The sequence below is a fragment of the Burkholderia sp. FW306-1C-G01B genome (assembly GCF_058781685.1).
Genome location: NZ_JBYSWZ010000022.1, coordinates 56706 through 80277, shown reverse-complemented (window position 1 = coordinate 80277; position 23572 = coordinate 56706). Strand labels below are relative to the sequence as shown.

Sequence of the window (23572 nt, the reverse complement as noted above, 5' to 3'; positions counted from 1 at the left end):
ACCGGGTTCGACCCGGTAAACACGCCGCCGTTCGAAGCGGGCCCGCCCCGCGCGTTGGGTCGAACGGAAACGACACAGGCCCCTGGCGGGGCCTGTTTTGTTGCACGCCCGCCGCCCGCCCCGTCGCCATTCGACGATTGAGCCGCCGGCGGCCCCTGCCCACACCCCTTTGAACCGCTTTCCTGGATGTGGACACCTTGGTCAAGCCTGCCGCAACTCCTGATGCTTTCGCGCCCGGCCGCGCGCAGCGCGTCGTGCGCGCGCTCGTGCCGGCCGCCGTGCTCGGCGCCCTCGCCGCCCTCGGCCTTGCCGCCGCGCTGCCGGCCGTGTCGCAACTGCCGGGCACCGTCGACTCGGGCACGGCCGTGCTGCCGCAGCGCGTGCTGTCCGACACGCCGTTTCCCACCGCACAGCATTTCGTGACGAGCGAGCTCGCCCGCACGCTCGGCGAGCGCAATGAATACGGCGAACGCAACGACCGCAGCCTGCAGCCGGGCCTGTTCGCGCCGCTCAGCGCACACCGCAACGACATGCTCGGCTATGCGAGCCTGTTCCAGCTTGCGCCGCCCGAAAACCAGCACGGGATGCGCGCGGGCGACATCGAGCTCACGCTGTCCGATACGCTGAACCGGCTCGACGTGCCGCCCGAGGTGCGCATCCAGCTCGGCGATCTCGTCACCGGCAAGGTCGCGATGCGCGCGAGTGCGCAGCGCGGCGACTATTACCGCGTCGCGTTCGACACGACCGACGGCACGCCGCGCCTCACCGCGCTCGAACTGCGGGTCGCCGGCCGCACGTTCGGCGCGATCTGGTTCCGCGCGCCGGGTGCCGAGCACGGCGCGTACTACACGCTCGACGGTTCGCCGCTCGAAGCCGCCGCGTTCACGATGCCGGTCAAGTGGACGCGCATCAGCTCGTTCTTCGGCGAGCGCGTCCATCCGCTGTCGCAGGCGATGGCGTTCCACACGGGCGTCGATCTCGCCGCGCCGTCCGGCACGCCCGTCGGCGCGGCGGCCGACGGCGTGGTGTCGTTCGTCGGCACCGATCCGGGCGGCTACGGCCGCTACGTGATCGTCGATCACGCGGATGGCTACTCGACCTATTACGCGCACCTGTCCGCGTTCGCGCACGGGCTCAAGACCGGCGAAATCGTGAAGCAGGGCCAGCGGCTCGGTTCGGTCGGGATGACGGGCGCCGCAACGGGCCCGCACCTGCATTTCGAAGTGCGCGTCGCGAACGATCCGGTCGACCCGCTGGTCACGCTTGCCAACGCGCAGACGGCGCTGTCCGACATGCAGCTCACCGCGTTCCGCCAGGAGGCGGCGCAATGGCGCTTCCGCCTCGCGTCGGTCAATACGACGCCGTTCGCGTTCGCGCAGAACGACGGGCCGCTGTGGGGCGATTTCGCGACCGACAAATCGACGCTGCGCGCGGTCTTCAACACGCACTACTCGGCGTCGTGACGCGCGTGCCGCCCGCCGTCGCTCGGAAAGCGGCGGCGCAGGCGGCCGGCCATCTACCGCTCCTGTCCGTACTGCACGCCGGGCCCGACCTGCCCGGTGTGCTGTCCGCTGCGGATATTCACTCGCGCTTCCCCACTGGCCGTTCGTCACGGCCGCGGCACACCGTCACCGCGCGGGCTCCGTGCGCTCGGCGCTCGCCTGCTCGACACGTTCCGCACGCTGGCCGCGCGACAACAGCCAGCGTGCCGCGCCGTCGAGCGACGTGCACAGCACCAGATAGATCGCCGCGACGAACAGGAAGATCGGCGCCGGATACACCATCAGCCGGTTGTTCACCTGCGTCGCGACGAACGACAGTTCCGGCACGCCGACGATATACGCGAGCGACGTGTCCTTCACGAGCGCGACCCACTGGTTGACGAACGACGGCGTCATGATCCGGATCGCCTGCGGCAGCAGCACATGACGCACCGTCTGCCAGCGTGTGAGCCCGAGCGACAGCCCGGCCTGCCATTGGCCGTCGCCCGCGGCGACGATGCCCGCATGCACCGCATGCGCGAGATACGCGCCGCCGACGAGCGCGAGCGCGCAGACGACCGTCGCGAGCCCCGGCACATCCATATGCAGCAGCACGGGCATCAGGAAGTACGTCCAGAAGATCAACATCAGCACGGGAATCGCGCGGAAGAACCCGATGAACGCGAGCAGCAGCACGCGGGCAGGACCGCGCGCGAGCGCCATCGCGACACCGAGCGCGATGCCGAGCACGGCCGATGCAACGGCCGACGCGATCGCAAGCACCAGCGACAGCGCGGCGCCGCCGAGCGGGCCTTCCGGGAACGCGCCGACAAGCAGGTACGGCAGGTTGGAGAGCAGCAGCGAAAAATCCATCGTCAACGCCCCGCGCCAAGCCGGTCGCGCCATTGCGTGGCCGCGTACGCACCGGCCTCGATCGCGGCCACCGCCGCGACGTACAGCAAGGTCGCGACGCCGAACGCGGCGAAGGTCTTGAACGTTTCCGTTTCGACCTGCCGCGACGCATACGACAGCTCGGCCACGCCGATCGCCATCGCGAGCGACGAGTTCTTCACGAGATTCATGTATTGGCCGAACAGCGGCGGCAGCGCGATGCGCACGGCCTGCGGCAATACCACGTAGCGCAGCGACTGCATCGGCGTGAGGCCGAGCGCGGCTGCCGCGTCATGCTGCGCGCGGCGCACGCCGCGCAGGCCGGCTTCGCATTCCTCGGCGACGAACGCGGCCGTGTACGCGCTCAGCCCGACCCAGCCCGCGACGAATTCGAACGATGGCCATGCGAGCGTCAGCGGGCCCGCGCTCACTTCATGGCGCGCGTTCAGCCACGCGATCCACGTGTCGGGCAGCAACGACGCGACGCCGAAATACCAGAACAGCAACTGCACGAGCAGCGGCGTGTTGCGGAACGCGACGACATATGCGGCCGCCGCCGTGCGCCGCACCCTGCCGCGCGCATGCCGCACGACCGCGAGCAGCAGCCCGCCGGCGGTCGCGGCGACGGCCGACGCGGCCGCGAGGCCGAGTGTCAGCAGGAAACCCTGCCAGAGCCAGGACAGATATTTGGGAGCCAACCCGAGCATGCTGAGGGACGTGCGCGAAGCACGCGATCGGAACAAAACGGAAAGCGCCGCGCTGCCGATGTTCCGGCAAATCGCGGCGCGCGTGCGACGCGGCTCAGGTCTTGTCGCCGATGCGGAAGATGCGCGTGAGCGGCGTCTTCGTCGTCGGCCCGAACCATGCGTCGTAGATCTGCACGGCGCGGCCGTTCGCCTCAAGCCCCTTCAGCGTGTCGTTGACGAAGCCCAGCAGGCGCGTCTCGCCCTTCGGCACGCCGACGCCCATGTAGTCGTTCGAGATCGTGAAAGCGGGGATCTCGTAGTTCTGCTTGTCGGGCACGTTCGCGAGCAGGCCGATCAGCTTCGGGCCGTCCTGCGTGATCGCCTGCACGTTGCCGGCGCGCAGCGCGGCGAACGCGAACGGCGTGTCGTCGTACGCGACGATCGTCGCCTTCGGGAATTTCTCGCGCAGCGTGATCTCGTTCGTCGTGCCCTTGTCCGCGCCGACGCGCAGGCCGTTCAACTGGTCGGCCGATTTCAGCACGCCCTTCTTCGCGAGAAACTGCTGGCCCGACGAGAAATACGGAATGCTGAAGTCGACCTGCTTCGCGCGCTCGTCGGTGATCGTGAAGTTCGCGAGCACGAGATCGACCTTGCCGGACGTCAGGAACGGAATGCGGTTCGCGGGGTTCGTCGGCTGCAGTTGCAGCTTCACGCCGAGCTTGTCGGCGAGCGCCCTCGCATAGTCGACGTCGAGGCCGACGACGTGGTTGTTCTTTGCATCGACATAGCCGAACGGCGGGTTGCTGTCGAACGTCGCGACGCGCAACACGCCGGCCTTCTTGATGTCGTCGAGACGGTCCGCATGCGCGACCGTGCCTGCGGTGACGAGCGCAGCCCCGACGAGCCACGTAGCGAGAGTGTGGATTTTCATGAGCACGACCTGATTTGTCATGAAGGCCGCCGCGGATCGCGCGGCGGCCGGTTCGAGGAACATCGCGGCCGAGTGTGGGGTCGCGAAGCCGCTAACGTAGCAGCGCGTGCGGCGAATCCGAACCAACAAATGGTGCTTTGCTCAGCGGGTTTCGTGATGACGCCGGGCCGGCGCCGGCCTGATCGCCGAACCGCCCATCGCCTTCACGGGAACGTAAACGAAAATTCCGCACCGCCGCCGGCATAGCCGGGCTGCAGCTCGGCGTCCGCACCGGTACGAATGTACTGCGCGCGCAACGGCATCACGGCCATGTCGCCGGTGCGGCGCATCGGATACTGGGTGGCCGTGCCCGGCTCGCCGTACGCGATCCGCTCGCCGGTCAGCGCATTCGTCATCACGATGTTGAACCCGCGCGCGACCGTCTGCCCGGCCGGCGCGCTCAACTGCAGCAGCGTCTTGTCCGGATTCGGCTGCACGGCCTTGTCGCGGAAACTGATCGACGGCTTTGCCGCTGCCGCGCACTGGCTGAGCGCGATATCGAAGCTGATCGGCTTCGACATCGCGTTCACGCTGGGAAAATTGCTGATCGAAAACTGGCCGAGCGTCACCGGCACGATCATGTTCGACTGGATCTCGCAGCGGTTCGGCACATGGATCTCACACTCGCTGCCGATGCAGACGTTGCCGACGCCGACAAAGGCCTTCACCTGCTTGCACAGATTGGGCGGCGTCGTATGCTCCGGCACCGTCACCGTGCCGCCGATCGACGCGACGCCTTTCGGAAAGTCGATCGCATAAATCGCGACGGTCGGATTGCCCGGCAGGTTCTTGACGACCAGCTTGCCTTCCGGCAGATCCGAAACAGGCTTGTCGAGCACCAGATACTGCCGGAAGCGCGCCATCTGTGCATCGTTGCCGCCTTCTCCCGCTCGACTGAGTTCGGTCTTTGCGGTTACCACCGGCCGTGCACCTTGCTGCAGCGTGCGCTCGCTGCTGTCGTTGGACACGCCGGCCCATTTGAAGCCGATCCCGTTGACATTCGTCTGCGCAACACCGTCCGCGATGACGCTGCCCGGCGTCCAGTGTGCGGCACTCACCAGTTCGTGCGCCGTCGGCGCGGTGCCATACTTGAATGAGACCAACAGCGAAACCGTGCGTTGATACAGGGTCGCGCCGACCGGCGTCGTACTCGTCAACGGCGTGATCATGCGCCAGGGTGACGCTTCGGTGTTGGTGAACGTGCAATCCAGCGCCGTCGAACCACTGCCGCCTTGCGCCATAGCGTGTGTGCCGAATGCAAGAACCATGCATCCCGCCGTCGCCAGGCGACGCATCACCCGGCCGACTCGCCCGAGCCGGCGCCGTTGAATCGTCGTCATGCTGCCCTCCCGTTGAATCGGCGGCGGGCGCCGGCCATGCTCGCCCGCCGCCTGCTGCATTACTCGATCACACCAAGATTGAGACCGGCAATCTTCTGCAGCGCAGCCTCGCCGGATGCGACACTGTTGCGGAAGATGCCCCGGTTGATGCCAACGAGGCCGCCGAAGGTCTGGTTCGACGATCCATTGATCCGCCCGCTTGCGGCAGAGCGCTCGACGAGCCCCGCGTTCAGGCCGACCAGGCCGCCGAGCGTCGAGTAGCAGCCGGCGCTGATCGTCCCCGACGCCGACACGTCGCGTAGCGTGCCGAGGTTTTCGCCGGCAAAGCCGCCCACCGTGCTCGACGAGCCGCCCGTCACGTTGCCGGTTGCCGACGCGGCCTCGATCGTGCCGAATCGCGTGTTCGCGCCGGCGAACCCGCCCACCGACGCGCCGGTGCCGGCCGACACGTCGCCGCTCGCGTCGACGTTGGCCAATTCCGCCTCGTTGCTGCCGACGAAGCCGCCCGTCTTGCTGTAACTGCCGCCCGTCGTCTTGCCGCGTGCGACCGCGTGACCAATCCGGCCGCCGAGATGACTGCCGACGAAACCGCCATTGGCGCCCTGACCACCCGTTACCGCACCATGCGCTTCCGCCATGTCGATGAACGCGTTGTCGCCGAGGTTGATGCCGACGAAACCGCCTGTCGAACCTGTCGATGCGCTCGAGACGGTGCCCAGCGCCTTGCTGTCGGCCACCTTGCCCTGGTTCAGCCCGACGAAGCCGCCGATTGCCTGCGCGTATCGGCCATCCACGACACCGCTCGCACTCGAACCGGTGATCGTGCCGGTATTGTTGCCGACGAACCCGCCTGCCGTGCCGCTCGAGCCGCCCGTTACGCGCCCCAGCGCCGATCCGTCGACGATCTTGCCGAGCATGTTCGCACCCACGAGCCCGCCGACGTTCACGCCGGCGAGGTTGTAGCCGGATGTGGTGCCGGATGTGGTGCCGCGGCTCGTCGAGCGCAGAATTTCACCACCCCGGTTCACGCCGACGAGACCGCCGATCGACGCGCGGTTCGATGCGCCGCCGGATACGGTCGCGTTGGACTCGCTGTCGGACACGATGCCGGCAAGCTGATCCAGGCGGTTCTCGCCGACCAGGCCTCCGACGGCGTCCGACATGCTGTTGCCCGTTACCGATCCCGAATACGACGTCCGGGAAATCTCGCCGCTATTGATGCCGACCATACCGCCCAGCGCATTGTTGCGGCTGGCGCCGGCACTCACCTGCATACCCGTCGCGGTCACGTTCGAGATCTTGCCGGCGTTTTCGCCCACCAGCCCGCCGATGGCCACCGGCCCCACGCCCGACGCAGCGCTGACACGCAACGACTTCAGGTTGAGGTTGGCGAGCGTGCCGGTGTTGCGGCCGAACAGCCCCGCATACGCATCGCTGCTCGCGATGGTGAGGTTGCTGATCGTGTTGCCGAGGCCGTCGAACACGCCGGCGAACGACGCGCCCGAACCGATCGTCTTGAACGCGGTGCCGTAATAGTAGGAACCGGCGATGTCGTTGCCGAGCACGTACAGCCCGTCGAGATTCGCATTGACGGCCTGCAACTGCTGCAGATTCTGGATCACCGTATAGCGATAGCCGTTCGATTCGAAACCGGCGCCTACCCCCGACAGCGTCACGGCCGCGCCGCCCGACAGCGAGTGCGCGACGCCGTAGTCGAGCGTCAGCAGCGCGTTCGCGCCGGTCAGCGCGATCGGGGCCGCGATCCGCACGTTCTGCTTCGCGTCGATGGCCACCCGCGCATTCGCGCCCGTCGCGCGCAGCGCGCCGTTGACCGACACGTCGCCCTGCCGGCTGGCCAGCGTCAATCGGTTGCCGCCGGCCCAGGTCACCGGCCCGTCGACCGATAGTTGCCCGCGTTCCGCGACCAGTTCGACATCGGTGGTCGCGAGATTGCGCGACAGCGTGTCGGCCACGATCGTGCCCGGCTGGTTCGCACCGGCCTTGACCGACACGTCGGACGACGCGATGCGCCAGGTGCCGACGCGCCCGTTGGTCGCGCGCGTGTCGACCATCGCGCCGAGCGCCACCTTCACGTCGGCGCCGCGGGTTTCGACCGTGCCGCCGTTGCCCGGCATTGTCGCACTCGCGTTCAGCACGCCCGCGACGTTGACGGTGCCGGCGTCGTGACCGTCCAGCGAGATCCGGCCCGCGGCATTCCTGAGCGTGCGCGCCTCGATGACGCCCTGGTTGTTGACCACCGTGCGCAGCAGCGTATCGGCGGTCTTCGCGCTCATCAGCACCTGCCCGCCGTCGGCCCTCAGCAACTGCTCGTTGCTGACCAGCGCGTTGACGATGCCCTGGTCGATCTGCACGCTGAGCAGCTTGCTGCCGTCGAAGTTCAGCGTGGCGTCGCTGCCCGCGCCCAGCGCGACGGTGCCCATCTGCGCCTGGACGATCCCCTTGTTGATGACTTTCGCGCCGAGCAGCGCGATCGCGCCGCCTTCGCCCGCCACGAGATTGCCGAAGTTCTGCACTTCGCTCGGAGACTGGCCGGAAAACCGGTAGCGGCCTGCCTCGAAGTCGTCGTTCCTGATATCCAGTGTCGTCGCCACCAGGCCGCCGACATTGACCTGCGCGCTCTTGCTGAACAGGATCCCGTTCGGATTGACGAGGAACACGCGGCCGTTCGCATCGAGATTGCCGTGGATTGCGCTGCCGTCCTGGCCGACGACCCGGTTCAGCGCGATCGACGCCGCGGACGGCTGGTTGAACGTGACGCGCTGCCCTTTGTCGATGTTGAACGTTTGCCAGTCCGTCACCAGCTTGTCGCTATGCTGGTTGATCGACATCTGCTGCCCGTTGTCGTAACGGTGAATGTCGCCTTTCCCGGACACGATCTTCTCGCCTGTCGGCAGCGCATGCACGGACGTCGCCGCACCGCAGGCGAGCAGCGCCAGCACCGAGACGACACGCGCACGCGTCGCGGACTTGCCGTGCCGGCGTGCCCGTTCGCCGGCGACCTGCCAGGCGCCTTGCGCATCGTTCCATATCAAAGAGTAGGTCTTGTTCACTTTCGTTTTTCCTTGTTGTGGTTGAATCCCTGCCGATGCCCGCGGCAGGACGGGTACTGCAAGCATTCCCGCCCCGTCGGTCACGGCGGCGCGAGCCGCGCCCGGTATTCGTGCGTTGCACCGCTGTCGTCGACGGCGTCGAACACGATCTCGCCCGGCCCCGCGCCGGCCTGCGTGCCGATCGGGATCTCGGCCCGGCCGAACGGCGCGACATCCGTCGCCGTGTTCGCCGGCACTGCACGCTCGCCGTTCAGCAACACGCGCGTCAGCGTCACGTAGTACGGCGTGGGATTGAGCGCGACGATCGACGACGCTGCCTTCGTGCCGGCGTGCGTCCATGCGAGCCGGTTCGGTGCGTCGTCCGGGTCGCCATCGAGACCGGGCGGCCGAACCAGCAGCTTCATCCTGAGCCGGTACGCGATGCGCAGCGCGTGGTCGCCCGCCGGCGCGGCCGGCGGTACTTCGAGCAGGTTGATCCAGAAACAGGATTCCCGGTCCGCGGCGAGGCCGCCGTCGACGGACTGCACACGGATCGACAACGGCTGCCCCGGATCGAGCCGGGCGAGCGGCGGCGCGACGACGAACGGCACGCGCAGGCGGCTCGGGTCGGCGTTCGCATCGCCATCGTCGATCCAGGCCTGGACGAGAATGGGTGCGTCCCCGCCGTTGCGCGCGAAGATCGTCAGTGCGCGCGCATCGCCCGGATAAACGAAGCGGGTACCGGTCACGGACAACGCTGCGTCGCACCGGACCGTGCCGAAGCTCGCGACGCAGGCCAGCGCCGCCGCGCGCACGATGCGGCCGGTGCCGGGACATCCGCGCAAACGGCGTGGCAACGTGCGGATGACGGAAGCGAAACGAAAAGCCGAGCCGTGCATCGGGCTAGCGCTCCTCGATACGGCCGGCCGACGGTACGGCCGCCGTCGGCATCACCGTCGCCGCGCGGCAGATGCCCGCCAGCGTCACATAGCCGCTACCCGAACGCTGCGCGGCCGGCACCGCGTAATCGATCACGCACTGCTGATCCGCGCGCGTACCCCATTCGACGCGAATCCGGCCGTCGTCCGCAGCACTGCGCACGAACAGGCGGCTGCCCTGTCCGACCACGCCGAGCGCCTCACCGGTACCCGCGTCGAGCGCACGCGCAGCGAACGGCAGCGGCCGACCGTCGTCGGTCTGCGCATCGATCAGCAGCGCGCGCGCCTTCAGCGTGTCGTAAGACAGCATGACGATCGAACCCGAGCGCGGGGCAACGCTGTGCGACACGGTCTTCAGTTCGACGTCCTCGGGCACGTCCTTCGGATCGATGTCGATCTTGTTGAGCTGATACGGAATGAGGCTCGGCACGATCGCGTAACCGAAGCGGTCGACGCGTGCGCTCGTGTTCGCAACCAGTGCGCCGCGCGCGTTCGGCGCGTGTACGACACCGATGGTCTCGCTCAACGTGGGCGCCGGTGTCAGGCCGCCCGGGTGCAGAACGAGGCCGCCCGTTGCGCTCGCCGACGCCTGCTGGTAGTCGCGCCCGATGCCGAGATTCGCCGACAGCGACACGGCCGGCCGCTGATAGCCGACGCCGAAACTGCCCGACGACGCCCGGTTGTTGCCGTCGTAGCTCGACGACAACGAATACGATCCATCGTTGCGCTCGCCGAAACGGCCCGCCAGGCTCGCCGAGGCGCTCGTACCGTTGCTGCTGTCGTGCGTCATCAGCGTGCTGAAGATCGGTGCGCGTCGCGCGTTGCGCCCCAGCGGAATCGATACGTTCAGGCTCGCGAGCGTGCTGCCCGCCCCGCCGCCGAACGACGGCTCCCGCGCGGACAGGTTGCGCACGCGCTGCACCGACGCGGTCACCGTGGCGTCGCGCCACTGCGTGCTGTAGCCGAGCGTGAAGCTGAGCGACTGTCCGCCTCCCGCCCAGTAGCTGAGCGCCGATCCGTTCGCATAGAGGTTGCCCGACCGCCCGATCTGCTGGCTCACGTTGAGATCGACCCGATTGCGCAGCCGCGAAAACGACGCCGCGCCCTGGTCGCTCCGGCCGTTCAGCAGCAACGCGTCGCGCAGGCCAAGATAGCCTTTCGTCGAGTAGCGATACGCGAGCAGCGAAAAGTTCGTGCCGCTGTTCGGCAGGTTCTTGCTGTATGACACGCGGATACTCGAGCCGGTCAGGCGCTCGCTGCCTGGCGGCTGGGTCCGCGCGATCGTGACGTCCGCCGCGAAGCCGCCGATCGACGTATTGAGCGCGACGCCCATCAGCATCGACTGGTAGCGGTTCGCGAACGCGGCGCCGCCGTAGGCCGTCACCGCATTGCTGACGCCACGCTGCACGGTGAACTGGCCGACGTACTGCGTGCCGATGTCGCCGCCGAGTTCGATCGCCTGCCCCGCCATCGCGCTGAACCGTGTGCTGCCGGGGCGCAGCAGCTGGACTGTCGTCGCGAACGGAACCACGAAGCTGCGCGTTTCGCCGTTGGCCTCGGTCACCGTCACGTTCAGGTCGCCGCCGTAGCTCATCGCCTGCAGGTTGTCGATCGCGAACGGTCCCGGCGCAACGGTCGTCTCGTGAACGAGATAGCCGCGCTGGTAGATCGATACCTTGGCATTCGATTGCGCGACGCCGCGCACGACCGGCGCGTAGTAGCGCTGCTCGTCGGGCAGCATCCGGTCGTCGCTGGCAATTTGTACGCCGCGAAACGACACGGCGTCGAACAGCGCACCGCTCGTCGAGCTTTCGCCGGCCAGCAACTGCGCACGCCAGTCGGGTAGATCGGTCTGCGCGTAAACGTAGCCGCGTTGATAGCGGGCGCCGCCGCGCTGCGACCAGGTGAGGTTGCCGTTGTGGCGAATCCGGAACCGCCCGGCGCTCGCGGCCATCGAAAGGCCCGTGTAGAGCTGCGAGAATTCGTAGCCGCCGGAACGCGTCGTGAACACGCTGGCGTTGTAGTTCAGCCACGCGGCCGGCACGCCGTTCGTCCAGTTCGCCGGATCGACGTAGGTACTCCGGCTGGCGAGCCGCATGTAGAACTGCGGCACCGTCAGATACAGTTTCTGTTCGGCCGCATCGAACGACAGCGCGGCGCCAGGCACGTATCGAGACGGTGCATCGCAGATCGGCCCGTCGGGCATCGGATTCGGCAGCTGGCTGGCGTCCTGGCCCCGCGCGCTTCGGTCGAGGTCAACGCCGGCCCGCTGCAGCAGCAGCCGGTCATAGCAAGGCAGCACGTCGCCACGCGCGTCGTGACGGAACGTGATGTCTTCCACGCCACGCCACTGCCCGTTGACGATCAGGTCTGCACGATGCACGCCCGGCGCGACGGCATTCGGACGCCCGAACGGCGTCGTATCGATCGGTTCGCTGTCCGGGCCATGCATCAGCATCGAATCGTCGAAGTGCGTCTCGCCGGCCGCCGGCGCAACCGGCGACGCGCTTGCGGTCGCGCGGCGTGCGTCTTCCCGCGCGACCGGGTCGATCGTATCCGCGACGGCGTTCGTGCCCGACGTCATCGCGACCGACGCGAACACGGAAGCGACCGCCAGCAGACAAGGCCGCTGCGGAAGCCGCGGGGCAAGCCTCGACGCGCATGAAGATTGGAAACCTGCTGAACTGCGCATGTGGATTCAGTTAATTCGCATGCCGAATCGATTATCCGGGACCGGCATGCTGGATCGTGCCTTCTGGATGCGTTGCGTGGACAGACTGCTCAGTCGGTCAATTTTTTGGTTATCGTGCTTTGCCCGCCGTAGTCGTCGATGGTCACGAAGCGCACGGCCGTCGGGCGATGCGACAGCGCGGCGGCGCCCTGCAACGGGAAGCGCTGGGAGCCGAACGGTGCGACCATCCCCCCACCGGCCGGGATGAACGTGCCGCCGATGTCGCCCTCGACCATCCCGAACGAAACGTAATACGGCGTCGGATTGGAAACCTCGAGCGATACCTGCCGTCCGCCCTCGTGCGACGCATCGGCAGACGCCTTCCACACCAGTTTGTCCTGCGCCGTTTCGACGTCGTTCGCGAGCGACGAGGGCCGGTAAAACATCTTGATGCGGGTTCGGAAGGCGAAGCGCAGCTGGTTGTCCGCGTCTTTCTGTACCGTCGGCACCTCGAGCACATTCAGCCAGAACACCGATTCACGGTCGACGGGCAACTGCGCCTGCATGTTCGTAATGCGCAGCACGGCGCCCCTCCCTGCTTCGACGCGCACCAGTGTCGGCGCAACCACGAATGGCGTGCGCATCTGTTCGGGCGGAACGTCGGCGCGGCCGTCGTCGATCCAGCTCTGCGCGAGTACGGGTTCGGTGCCCGAATTTTCCATCCGGACCGTCACGTCGCGAGCACGCTCGGGGAAAATCACCCGGGTACCGTCCAGCAAAAGCGCCGCCTGCGCCAGCGTGGCGCAGACGGCCCACGCCATGACACCGGACACGACTTGTAAATAAGGATAACGAATTGACAAGGTCATGACGTGGAACGAGAAATGCACCGATCAGTGGTAAGCGAGCATATAGCGGATGAACGAATTGCCCGAACCAGTCTTGATCGCATCCGGCGCGGCCGTCGACACGTACGATGCCGTATAGGTCAGGGTCGCGGCGTTGTTCGCGACGATCGCGACCTGGGCATCCGCGATGTTCTGCGGCGTGCCGAGCATGATCTTGCCGGCCTTTCCGTTACCCGCGTCGCTGATCTGGATCTCGACGCCTTCCGCCGGCTTCGTGCCGATGAGCTTCAGGTTGCCCGTCGCGGGATTGATGTTCACCGACACCGGATCGAATTCGATCACGACCTTCGTGCCGTTGGTACAGCCCGTGTTGCCGCCGATAGCCAGGTTGAACGTGACAGGCGTCGACGTCGCACCGATCTTGTCGAAGGTGCTCGGGCTGATGCTGTGGCCGAGCGACACCTCTTTCCGGTTGCCGGGGCCAGGAGCCTCGCCATTGATGTTGCAGGTGACGTCGGAGATGCTGCCGTTGAAATCGAGCTGGCCGTGGAACGCGTGGGAAACCGACGGCACCAGTGCGACACTCGCGATACCCGCTGCAACGCAACTCCGAAGCAGATTCATTTTCATCGTTGAATTCCTCTAAAAATGGATGATTTTTCTCGGAACAGACCGATCGGCACACGGGCATTCAACCCTTCCGCCGACTGCCCGCGACACGGATCGGATCGCCTTATTCCGGAAGACTGGATGATTCCGTCCGAAAAATGACGACCGAACCATTTTATTTACCCAAGCAACTTCCCGATATCGTACGAGTAAGAAATATCGGGACCATTTTTCCATTTACGAGAAATTCAAATGACCGCATAGGCCAACGATCGTGTCTTCTGCCTGCGGTCGCCGCTATTGGAGCGTGCCATGCCGGCCAGACCGCGCCTATGGCTCGTCAACCGGCATCCGACAAACAGCCCGACAGGGTGAAATGCGGCCCGATCGACACTTTTCATCGCATGCGGCACAAAGCCCAAAAAAAAAATCGACGAATCCGTTCAGCGCTAACGATTATTTATCTTGAAAACAAACCAATCCGGAATGTCTCATTGATACAAATCAAAAATTTGACAAATCCCATAAGCAAACTTCTCAAACCTCCGCCTTTCACAAAGGAATTAACCGTACATATCGCGCATTGGAAACCGGATTTCGCTTTCCATACCGATTCGCCATCGCGAGCGGGCATTTCTTCCAGCGATCGCGTCGACGCACACACCGCGATGGACTTGTCCCATTCGCATCGTTCCGGGATGGATCCGGACCGACACCCACCCCGCCTCGGCCGGCAACGGACGCAGCACGCAAAAAAACGCCCGCTGCAAGCAGCGGGCGCGAATCCCAGTCAAGGAGGTGTCACACGAACTACGGGTTCAGAATAAAAGGAGCGCCGGCCGACGACAACGAATGGATCGCCATATCGATATCGCGTGCGCGTCGATACGCTTGCACGGGTTCGCACGAACATGGCCCGTCCGCTGAAAAAAAACGGCGCCCCGCCGCAATGGCGGGACGCCGCTGGTGGTGCGCCGGGGGGGCTGCGCCGGCCGGATGGTCGGGCAGCGCCGTGCGCGATCACGGTTCGTTGCGCAGATACCCTTCCTTGCTCGGATCGCGCATCCGCCACGACACGATCAGCGAGATCGCGCACAGCACCGTCACGTACCAATAAAAGGTTTCCTCGCTGCCGATCGACTTGAACCACAGCGCGACATACTCGGCCGAGCCGCCGAAGATCGCGTTCGCGACCGCGTACGACAGGCCGACGCCCATCGCGCGCACTTCCGGCGGGAACATCTCGGCCTTGATGAGGCCGCTGATCGACGTATAGAAGCTGACAATCGCCAGCGCGACCGTGATCAGCACGAACGCTGCGACCGGGCTCGTCACGTCCTTCAACGCATGCATCAGCGGCACCGTGCCGATCACCGCGAACGAGCCGAACAGGATCATCGACGTGCGGCGGCCGATCTTGTCGGACAGTGCGCCGAACACCGGCTGTATCAGCATGTAGACGAGCAGCGCGACGGTCATCACGTTGCTGGCCGTCTTCGCGTGCATGCCGGCCGTGTTCACGAGGTACTTCTGCATGTACGTCGTGAACGTATAGAAGATCAGCGAGCCGCCGGCCGTGAAGCCGACCACCGTCAGGAACGCGCCCTTGTGCCGCCACACGCCGCGGATCGTGCCGGCGTCCTTCTTGTCGCGCGATGCGCTCGTCGACGTCTCGTCGAGCGATTTCCGCAGGTACAGCGAGATCAGCGCGGCCGCCGCGCCGACGACGAACGGAATGCGCCAGCCCCACGCCTTCAGTTCATCGGTCGACAGCGTCTGCTGCAGGATCACGAGCACCAGCAACGCACAAAGCTGGCCGCCGATCAGCGTCACGTACTGGAACGACGCGAAGAAGCCGCGCCGGCCCTTCAGCGCGACCTCGCTCATGTAGGTCGCGCTCGTCCCGTATTCGCCGCCCACCGACAGGCCCTGGAACAGGCGCGCGACCAGCAGCAGCGCCGGCGCGAGCGCGCCGATCTGCGCATAGGTCGGCAGCACCGCGATCACGAGCGAACCGCCGCACATCATCAGCACCGAGATCATCATCGCCGCGCGGCGGCCGTGACGGTCGGCGATGCGGCCGAACAGCCAGCCGCCGATCGGGCGCATCAGGAAACCGGCCGCGAACACGCCGGCCGTGTTCAGCAGCTGCGTCGTCGTGTTGCCGCTCGGGAAGAACGCCGGCGCGAAGTACAGCGCGCAGAACGAGTAGATGTAGAAGTCGAACCACTCGACGAGGTTGCCCGATGAGGCGCCGACGATGGCGAACACGCGCCGCCGGGTGTCATGCGCGGACAGCGCAGCTTGGTCGGTCTGGACGTCCATGGATTGGTCTGTTCCTTTTAATGCTTTCTGGGCGAGACGGCTTGGGGGCCGCCGCGTGCGGTCGCTCGCGGCACCGGTTCCGGCGGCACGGCGCTACGGGATTTTAGCGAAATGTAAAGTAACAGGCTTTCCGGGTTCGTCCGGATGTAGAAAATTTTTCTCCCGCCGCGCGTTCGTCATATGAAAACGCCAGCCCGCAGGCTGGCGTCCGATGCAAACTATTCGAAAGCGGCACTCACACGCGCACCTCCGGCGGCACGTAGCGGCACTCGTAGCGCTTGCGCACGGTGCCGGCCTCGTCGACGCTTTCCAGGTACACGTCGAACTGCCACAGCCGCGCCATGTGCTTGAGCACTTCGTCGCTGTCGTTCGACAGGTGGCGGTTGTCGGTCATGAAGTGGCGCAGCGTGAGGCTGCGGTCGCCGCGCGTGTTCACGGCCCACACCTGGATGTTCGGCTCGCGGTGATGGATGTCGTACTGCCGCGACAACGCCTGCCGCACGTACTGGTAGCCGGAATCGTCGTGGATCGCCGACACCTCGAGCGAATCGCGCATGTCGTCGTCGAGCACCGAGAAGAGCCGCATCTCGCGGATCAGGTTCGGCGACAGGTACTGCGCGATGAAGCTCTCGTCCTTGAAGTTGCGCATCGCGTAGTGCATCGCCGGCAGCCACGGGGTGCCCGCGATCTCCGGAAACCACTTGTAGTCCTCTTCCGTCGGCGCTTCGCAGATCCGCCGGATGTCGCTCATCATCGAGAAACCGAGCGCGTACGGGTTGATTCCGCTGTAGTACGGTTTCGTGACGGGCGGCTGGTAGACCACGTTGCTGTGCGAATGCAGGAACTCCATCATGAAGCTGTCTTCCAGCTTGCCCTGGTTGTACAGCGTGTTCAGCAGCGTGTAGTGCCAGAACGTCGCCCAGCCTTCGTTCATCACCTGCGTCTGCCGCTGCGGATAGAAATACTGGCCGATCTTGCGCACGATGCGGATCACTTCCCGCTCCCACGGCTCGAGCAGCGGCGCGTTCTTCTCCGCGAAATACAGCAGGTTCTCCTGCGGCTCGGACGGATAGCGGTCTTCCTGCTCCTCCATCAGCTCAGGTTTCTTGCCCGGCAGCGTGCGCCACAGTTCGTTCACCTGCGACTGCAGGTACGCCTCACGCTCGCGCCGCAACGCCGCTTCCTTCGACAGCGACGGCTTCTGCGGCCGCTTGTAGCGGTCGACGCCGTAGTTCATCAGCGCATGGCACGAATCGAGCAGTTCCTCGACGCGATCGAGCCCGTAGCGCTCCTCGCATTCCGCGACGTAGTTCTTCGCATACACGAGATAGTCGATGATCGCGTGCGCGTCGGTCCACAGCCGGAACAGGTAGTTGCCCTTGAAAAACGAGTTGTGCCCGTACGCCGCGTGCGCGATCACGAGCGCCTGCATCGTCATCGTGTTCTCTTCCATCAGATACGCGATGCACGGGTTCGAATTGATGACGATTTCGTACGCGAGGCCCATCTGGCCGCGGCGGTAGCTCTTCTCGGTCGAAAGGAAGTGCTTGCCGAACGACCAGTGGCGGTAGTTGACGGGCATCCCGACCGACGCATACGCGTCCATCATCTGTTCGGCGCTGATCAGTTCGAGCTGGATCGGGTAGATGTCGAGCTCGTATTGTTCGGCAACCTGCGAGATGTGCGTGTCGTATTCCTCGAGCAGTTCGAACGTCCAGTCGGACGGGCACGGCAGCGGCTTGCGTTCGGCAACGTTCATACGCGCTTCCTTTTGCCCGGAACCGGGCAAGTCGGCGGCCGGCGGCGACGGTTCGGCCTGCGCGCGTTGCTGCGATGCGGCAGGACCGGCCGTGTTGTCGCCGGAGGGGCGCGGCTCGTAGCCGCGCGACTCGTTGTGCAGATGGCGGGTCGTCATGACGTTTCCACCTGCTTTTCGAACAATTCGCGAAACACCGGGTAAATGTCGGCAGCCGATTCCACTTTTTTCATCGCGAGATGCGGTTGCGACAGCGCCAGTTGCGCGTATTCCAGCCACAAATTCTGCTCTTCCGGCGCGACCTGGATATACGCGAAGTAACGCGTCTTCGTGAGGATATCCTCTTCCAGGATTTTGCGACACTTGGGCGAATCGTCGGTCCAGTTGTCGCCGTCGGACGCCTGCGCGCCGTAGATGTTCCATTCGGTCGGCGAGTAACGCTCGTTCTGCACCTTGCGCATCAGTTCGAGCGCGCTCGACACGACCGTGCCGCCGCTCTCGGTCGAATGGAAGAAGGTATCCTCGTCGACTTCCTCGGCGCGCGTATGGTGACGGATGAACACGACCTCGATGCGCTCGTAGTTGCGCTTGAGGAACAGGTAAAGCAGGATGAAGAAGCGCTTCGCGAGATCCTTGCGCTGCTCGTCCATCGAGCCCGACACGTCCATCAGGCAGAACATCACGGCCTGGCTCGACGGCTGCGGCTGCTTCACGCGGTTGATGTAGCGCAGGTCGAACGGATCGATGAACGGAATCCGCCAGATGCGCCCCTTCAGGTGATGGATCTCGGCCTCGAGCGTCGCGATTTCCGCGCGGCGGTCTTCCGGATCGCTCTTCATCGCTTCGAGCTGTGCCTCGAGTTCGCGCAGCTCGTTGACGAGCGGCGAGCCGAGCGCGATGCGCCGGCCGAGCGCGCTGCGCAGCGAGCGCACGACGTCGATGTTGTTCGGCGTGCCTTCCGCCGACCAGCCCGCGCGCACGTTCTTCCAGCTCGGCACCGTCAGCAGGTGCGTCTTCACGAGGCGCGGCAGTTCGAGATCGTCGAAGAAGTACTGCATGAACTCGTCGCGCGACAGCTCGAACACGAAGTCGTCCTGCCCTTCGCCCTCGTTGCTCGCCTGACTGCCGCCGCCGCCCGAACCGCCCTGCGGGCGCGGGATCTTGTCGCCGCGCACGTAGTCCTCGTTGCCGGGATGCACGTATTCACGACGCCCGCCCGGCCCGTGCCGGAAATTCGGCTCCGCGATGTCCTTGCGCGGGATCGTGATGCTCTGCGTGCTCTGGATATCCTTGATGCTACGGTCGCGCACCGCGTCGGACACGGCACGACGAATGTAGTTCTTGACGCGACGCAAAAAGCGTTCGCGGTTGGCGATACTCTTGTTCTTGCCGGCCAGCCTGCGGTCGATGATTTGATGAAGCACTGCCGGTCTCCCGCTCGAAAGTCGATATGCCGGGACGCTCGCCGCACATGCCGTCTCCCGTCATGCGGGCGGCGCCCCTGAAAGCGCCCGTGCGGACTCGCCGCACGGGCTCGGTACCGCGCGCGTCATGACGACTTGCGCACGCGCAGATACCAGTCGCAAAGCAGCCTCACCTGCTTCGGCGTATAGCCCTTCGCGACCATCCGGTTTACAAAGTCCTCATGCTTGCGCTGCTCCTCCGCCGAACCCTTTGCGTTGAACGAAATCACCGGCAACAGTTCCTCGGTGTTCGAGAACATCTTCTTCTCGATCACGACGCGCAACTTTTCGTAGCTCGTCCACACGGGGTTCTTGCCGGCATTCGCCGCCCGCGCACGCAACACGAAGTTCACGATCTCGTTGCGGAAATCCTTCGGATTGCTGATGCCGGCCGGCTTCTCGATCTTCTCCAGCTCCGCGTTCAGCGCGGCGCGATCGAAGCTCTCGCCCGTATCGTGATCGCGGAATTCCTGATCCTGGATCCAGAAGTCGGCATACGTGACGTAGCGGTCGAAGATGTTCTGGCCGTACTCCGAATACGACTCGAGGTAGGCCGTCTGGATCTCCTTGCCGATGAAATCCGCGTAGCGCGACGCGAGCACGTCCTTCACGAAGGACAGGTACTTCTGCTCGGTTTCCGGCGGGAACTGCTCGCGTTCGATCTGCTGTTCGAGCACGTACATCAGGTGCACGGGGTTGGCCGCAACCTCGCTCGAATCGAAGTTGAACACGCGCGACAGGATCTTGAACGCGAAGCGTGTCGACACGCCCGTCATCCCTTCGTCCACACCCGCGTAGTCGCGATATTCCTGGTAGGACTTCGCCTTCGGATCGGTGTCCTTCAGATTTTCGCCGTCGTACACCTGCATCTTCGAGAACAGGCTCGAATTCTCCGGCTCGTGCAGGCGCGACAGCACCGAGAACTGCGACATCATCTTCAGCGTGCCCGGCGCGCATACGGCCTCGGCGAGCGACGAGTTGCGGATCAGCTTCTCGTAGATCTTGATCTCTTCCGACACGCGCAGGCAGTACGGCACCTTCACGACGAAGATCCGGTCGAGCAGTGCCTCGTTGTTGCGGTTGTTGCGGAACGCCTTCCACTCCGACTCGTTCGAGTGCGCGAGGATGATCCCGTCGAACGGAATCGCGCCGAAGCCCTCGGTGCCCTTGAAGTTGCCTTCCTGCGTGGCGGTCAGCAGCGGGTGCAGCACCTTGATCGGCGCCTTGAACATTTCGACGAACTCGAGCAGGCCCTGGTTCGCGAGGCACAGGCCGCCCGAGTAGCTGTATGCGTCGGCGTCGTCCTGCGCATACTGCTCGAGCTTGCGGATGTCGACCTTGCCGACCAGCGACGAGATGTCCTGGTTGTTCTCGTCACCCGGCTCCGTCTTCGCGATGCCGATCTGCCGCAGGATCGACGGATAGCGGCGCACGACGCGGAACTGGCGGATGTCGCCGTTGTATTCGTGCAGGCGCTTGACGGCCCACGGGCTCAGGATGCTCTTCAGGTAGCGGCGCGGAATGCCGTACTGTTCCTCAAGGATCGGGCCGTCTTCGTCGTAGTCGAACAGCCCCAGCGGCGATTCGTTGACGGGCGAGCCCTTCAGTGCATAGAACGGCACGCGCTCCATCAGTTGCTTCAGACGCTCGGCGATCGACGACTTGCCGCCGCCCACCGGACCGAGCAGGTAGAGGATCTGCTTCTTCTCTTCGAGCCCTTGCGCGGCGTGGCGGAAATACGCGACCACCTGCTCGATCACTTCCTCCATTCCGTAGAACTCACGGAATGCGGGATAGACCTTGATGACCTTGTTCGCGAAGATCCGCGACAGGCGCGGCTCGTTGCGGGTATCGATGTGTTCAGGTTCCCCGATTGCTGCCAGCATGCGTTCACCAGCCGTCGCGTACGCGGATGGATCGTTCTTGCAGAGCGCGAGATACTCCTCCAGCGAGAGCTCTTCCTCTCGCATTTTTTCGAAGCGGTTCGCGAAGCTGCTGTAAATATCCATGCTACCTCCCTCGCCTGAGTCTGAAGACGTGCCTGCCTTCGTACGACTGCGCAGAAGCAAGCGCGTTCGAATTCATCCTAAACCCTTTCTAATTTTTTTTCACGAACTCTTCGTATGAAGTTCGTCATTCTCGACAACACCGCTTGGACAACGTATTTCGTCGTTTTACAATCGACCTCCCGAGCCGCAGAAACTGCATCCGTCGCGTCTCGTCGAACAACGGATCGTCTTGTGCGTTGGACACTTCCGACGTCGTCACGCCCCCCTTCATCCCTATACGTTCGAGCCGTCGTTTACGACGACACGCCGCGCGCACCGTTACAATTTTTTTGCCGTGCCCCTTACGGAGATACCCGTACGACGGATGCGGGAACACGACGCGCACCGTTGCGCGTATTGCGCGCATCCGTCGGTGCTGGTCGCGCGATGCATGCGACGATGCGTGACCGTTCACGCGCGCTGTCACATTTTGTCCGCCGCCGAAACGACGACGCCCGCATGTCGCGGGCGTCGTTCGTCACCAAATGGGGATAGATGCGCGGCACGCGCGAATCAGAAGGTCTCCCAGTCGTCACCGCCGGCGGCAGCAGCGACCGGCGCCGCTGCGGGCGCTGCGGATGCAGCCACGGGCTTGCGCGCCGGCATCGCCGCAGCCATGCGCTTCGGCGGTGCATCGCGATCGTCGCGCGCAGCAGCCTGTTGTGCCGGTGCCGGCGCGGCAACCGCCGCCGCGGGGGCGCGCGATGCGTGACGCACTGCGACCGGCGCGACGGCGCCCGGGCGTGCCGCTTCGTCGTCGAGCTGGAATACCGACGCCGTTTCACGCAGGCGCGCGGCCTGTTCATCGAGCGACTGCGCGGCGGCCGCGGCTTCCTCGACGAGCGCCGCATTCTGCTGCGTGACCTCGTCCATCTGCGCAACGGCACGCGCCACCTGGTCGATCCCGCCGCTCTGTTCCTCGGACGCCGCGGCGATTTCGCCCATGATGTCCGTCACGCGCTGCACCGCACCGATCACGTCGCTCATCGTGCGCCCCGCTTCGTCGACCAGCGTGGAACCCGACCGGATGCGCTCCACCGACGCGTCGATCAGCGCCTTGATCTCCTTGGCCGCGGTCGACGAACGCTGGGCGAGGCTGCGCACCTCGCCAGCGACGACCGCGAAGCCGCGCCCTTCCTCGCCCGCGCGTGCGGCTTCGACGGCCGCATTCAGCGCAAGAATGTTGGTCTGGAACGCGATTCCCTCGATGATCGCGATGATGTCCGCGATCTTGGCCGAGCTGTCGTTGATCTCGCCCATCGTGCCGACCACCTGGCCGACCACCGTATTGCCCTTGTTTGCAATCTCCGACGCATTCGCGGCCAGCGCGCTTGCCTGGCGTGCATTGTCCGCGTTCTGTTTCACGGTGCCGGTCAGCTGTTCCATGCTCGATGCGGTTTCCTGCAGCGCAGCGGCCTGTTCCTCGGTGCGCGACGACAGGTCGATGTTGCCGGCCGCGATCTGGCGGGCCGCGGTCGCGATCGACTCGCTGCCGCCGCGCACGGTGCGAACCGTGTCGACGAGCCCCCGCTGCATCTTCGCGAGGCCGTCGAGAAGCTGGCCCATCTCGTCGCGCCGGTGCACGACGATCGGCCGGCGCAGGTCGCCTGCGGAAATCGCGTCGAAATGCGCGAGCGCGTCCGCGATCGGGCGGCCGATCGCGCGGCTCAACGTCAGCCACGACAGCAGCGCGGCGCCGATGCCGGCCGCGAGCGCGACGATCGACAGCACTCGCAGCGTGTCGTATACCGATTGCGCATGATCGAAGCCCTCCTTTGCACCGGTGAACTGGAAGTTGCGCAGTGCCTCGCCCGCCACCGAGAGCTCGGTGTAGCGCGCCTGGAGCTGCTTGGCGCCGTCGCTGATGCGATCGCGCTGGTCGGCCCCGACGATGCTCGCGAACTCGTCGCAACTGCGTTGCAGCGCCAGCCGCTTCGCGGCGACATCCTGCGCCAGGCGATCCTCCTCCGCGTCGCGCGGCAGCGCGAGGTATTTCTGCCACCACGCGTCGGACTGCGTGCGCATCGCGCGGCTGCGCTCGATGGCCGCCGCCGAGTCGGGCGTGCCGGACAGCAGCGCCGCGCGGTCGAGCGCGAGGCGCTCGCGCGCGGCGAATATTTCCGCGACCGCCACGTCGACCGCACTCGGCATCTGGTTCGTGAAAATCTCGCGCGTCGAGTCGTTCGCACGCGTCATCCCGTACAGCCCGAGCACGCCGGTTACGCCCAGCAGCACCGCCAGAAACGCCATCGTCAAACCGATGCGCGCACGAATCGTCAGGTTTCTGAAGACCATCATCCTTCCTGTGTTGCGTCGTCATGAACGGGCCGGGCCCGTTGGCTCGAAGCATTGCTTCACTCCGTGCATTTACGACCGTACGCTGCACAACTTGATGGTTTCCACGGTATTTTTTCGAATTATTCGTCTGTTTATTTCATCCTTCTGAATAATTGGCGCGAGATCCGGGCGGCGACAGATGGGAGAAGGCTCGCGCGA

15 protein-coding genes are annotated in these 23572 nt (G+C 65.3%); 1 reads left to right on the top strand and 14 read right to left on the bottom strand.

The window, feature by feature from the left end; translation table 11 throughout:
- Positions 1-197 precede the first annotated feature (197 nt).
- Positions 198-1463: a M23 family metallopeptidase gene (locus tag AC3WLY_RS32735; protein ID WP_492309077.1), complete on the top strand. Its 1266-nt coding sequence runs from the start codon at positions 198-200 to the stop codon at positions 1461-1463.
- A gap of 165 nt (positions 1464-1628) precedes the next feature.
- Here the strand turns inward: AC3WLY_RS32735 and AC3WLY_RS32730 are convergent, their stop codons facing one another.
- The 14 genes from AC3WLY_RS32730 to AC3WLY_RS32665 all read right to left on the bottom strand — a co-directional run bounded on the left by AC3WLY_RS32730 (position 1629) and on the right by AC3WLY_RS32665 (position 23371).
- Positions 1629-2354 carry an ABC transporter permease subunit gene (locus tag AC3WLY_RS32730; protein WP_310143787.1) on the bottom strand — a complete coding sequence of 242 codons (726 nt, stop codon included), beginning with the start codon at positions 2352-2354 and terminating at the stop codon, positions 1629-1631.
- Positions 2355-2356: 2 nt separating this feature from the next.
- On the bottom strand, positions 2357-3079 hold the full coding sequence (locus AC3WLY_RS32725; protein WP_175961474.1) for an amino acid ABC transporter permease: 723 nt from the start codon (positions 3077-3079) through the stop codon (positions 2357-2359).
- A 94-nt stretch (positions 3080-3173) separates the two neighbouring features.
- Positions 3174-3989, bottom strand: coding sequence for an ABC transporter substrate-binding protein (locus AC3WLY_RS32720; protein WP_492309078.1), 816 nt, complete (start codon positions 3987-3989; stop codon positions 3174-3176).
- Positions 3990-4192: 203 nt separating this feature from the next.
- Positions 4193-5185, bottom strand: a complete 993-nt coding sequence (locus AC3WLY_RS32715) for a fimbrial protein (RefSeq protein WP_244137321.1) — start codon at positions 5183-5185, stop codon at positions 4193-4195.
- A gap of 242 nt (positions 5186-5427) precedes the next feature.
- Positions 5428-8439, bottom strand: coding sequence for a two-partner secretion domain-containing protein (locus tag AC3WLY_RS32710; protein WP_425130554.1), 3012 nt, complete (start codon positions 8437-8439; stop codon positions 5428-5430).
- An 80-nt stretch (positions 8440-8519) separates the two neighbouring features.
- Complete coding sequence (locus AC3WLY_RS32705; protein WP_244137322.1) at positions 8520-9167, bottom strand: fimbria/pilus periplasmic chaperone; 648 nt, start codon at positions 9165-9167, stop codon at positions 8520-8522.
- Positions 9168-9321: 154 nt separating this feature from the next.
- Positions 9322-11958 (bottom strand): fimbria/pilus outer membrane usher protein, encoded by a 2637-nt coding sequence (locus tag AC3WLY_RS32700; RefSeq protein WP_175961479.1) that lies wholly within the window; start codon positions 11956-11958, stop codon positions 9322-9324.
- Between the two features lie 179 nt (positions 11959-12137).
- Positions 12138-12896 (bottom strand): fimbrial biogenesis chaperone, encoded by a 759-nt coding sequence (locus tag AC3WLY_RS32695; RefSeq protein ID WP_175961480.1) that lies wholly within the window; start codon positions 12894-12896, stop codon positions 12138-12140.
- Positions 12897-12920: 24 nt separating this feature from the next.
- Entirely contained in the window at positions 12921-13505 is a 585-nt protein-coding gene (locus tag AC3WLY_RS32690; RefSeq protein ID WP_175961481.1) for a fimbrial protein, read from the bottom strand.
- Positions 13506-14504: 999 nt separating this feature from the next.
- Complete coding sequence (locus tag AC3WLY_RS32685) at positions 14505-15809, bottom strand: MFS family transporter (protein ID WP_034184126.1); 1305 nt, start codon at positions 15807-15809, stop codon at positions 14505-14507.
- A gap of 235 nt (positions 15810-16044) precedes the next feature.
- Positions 16045-17724 carry a SpoVR family protein gene (locus AC3WLY_RS32680; RefSeq protein ID WP_175961482.1) on the bottom strand — a complete coding sequence of 560 codons (1680 nt, stop codon included), beginning with the start codon at positions 17722-17724 and terminating at the stop codon, positions 16045-16047.
- The gene (locus tag AC3WLY_RS32675; RefSeq protein ID WP_034184124.1) at positions 17721-18989 is read right to left on the bottom strand and encodes a YeaH/YhbH family protein; all 1269 of its coding nucleotides are present in this window, start codon (positions 18987-18989) and stop codon (positions 17721-17723) included. Before AC3WLY_RS32675 ends, AC3WLY_RS32680 begins: the two co-directional genes overlap by 4 nt.
- 125 nt (positions 18990-19114) lie before the next feature.
- On the bottom strand, positions 19115-21037 hold the full coding sequence (locus tag AC3WLY_RS32670; RefSeq protein WP_175961483.1) for a PrkA family serine protein kinase: 1923 nt from the start codon (positions 21035-21037) through the stop codon (positions 19115-19117).
- A 552-nt stretch (positions 21038-21589) separates the two neighbouring features.
- Entirely contained in the window at positions 21590-23371 is a 1782-nt protein-coding gene (locus tag AC3WLY_RS32665) for a methyl-accepting chemotaxis protein (RefSeq protein WP_492309079.1), read from the bottom strand.
- Between the last annotated feature and the right edge of the window lie 201 nt (positions 23372-23572).

Excerpts from the sequence above, each read along its gene's own strand:
- AC3WLY_RS32730 (WP_310143787.1), bottom strand. The coding sequence starts at position 2,354 with ATGGATTTTTCGCTGCTGCTCTCCAACCTGCCGTACCTGCTTGTCGGC.
- AC3WLY_RS32725 (WP_175961474.1), bottom strand. The coding sequence starts at position 3,079 with ATGCTCGGGTTGGCTCCCAAATATCTGTCCTGGCTCTGGCAGGGTTTC.
- AC3WLY_RS32720 (WP_492309078.1), bottom strand. The coding sequence starts at position 3,989 with ATGAAAATCCACACTCTCGCTACGTGGCTCGTCGGGGCTGCGCTCGTC.
- AC3WLY_RS32695 (WP_175961480.1), bottom strand. The coding sequence starts at position 12,896 with ATGACCTTGTCAATTCGTTATCCTTATTTACAAGTCGTGTCCGGTGTC.
- AC3WLY_RS32690 (WP_175961481.1), bottom strand. The coding sequence starts at position 13,505 with ATGAAAATGAATCTGCTTCGGAGTTGCGTTGCAGCGGGTATCGCGAGT.
- AC3WLY_RS32685 (WP_034184126.1), bottom strand. The coding sequence starts at position 15,809 with ATGGACGTCCAGACCGACCAAGCTGCGCTGTCCGCGCATGACACCCGG.
- AC3WLY_RS32680 (WP_175961482.1), bottom strand. The coding sequence starts at position 17,724 with ATGACGACCCGCCATCTGCACAACGAGTCGCGCGGCTACGAGCCGCGC.
- AC3WLY_RS32670 (WP_175961483.1), bottom strand. The coding sequence starts at position 21,037 with ATGGATATTTACAGCAGCTTCGCGAACCGCTTCGAAAAAATGCGAGAG.
- AC3WLY_RS32665 (WP_492309079.1), bottom strand. The coding sequence starts at position 23,371 with ATGGTCTTCAGAAACCTGACGATTCGTGCGCGCATCGGTTTGACGATG.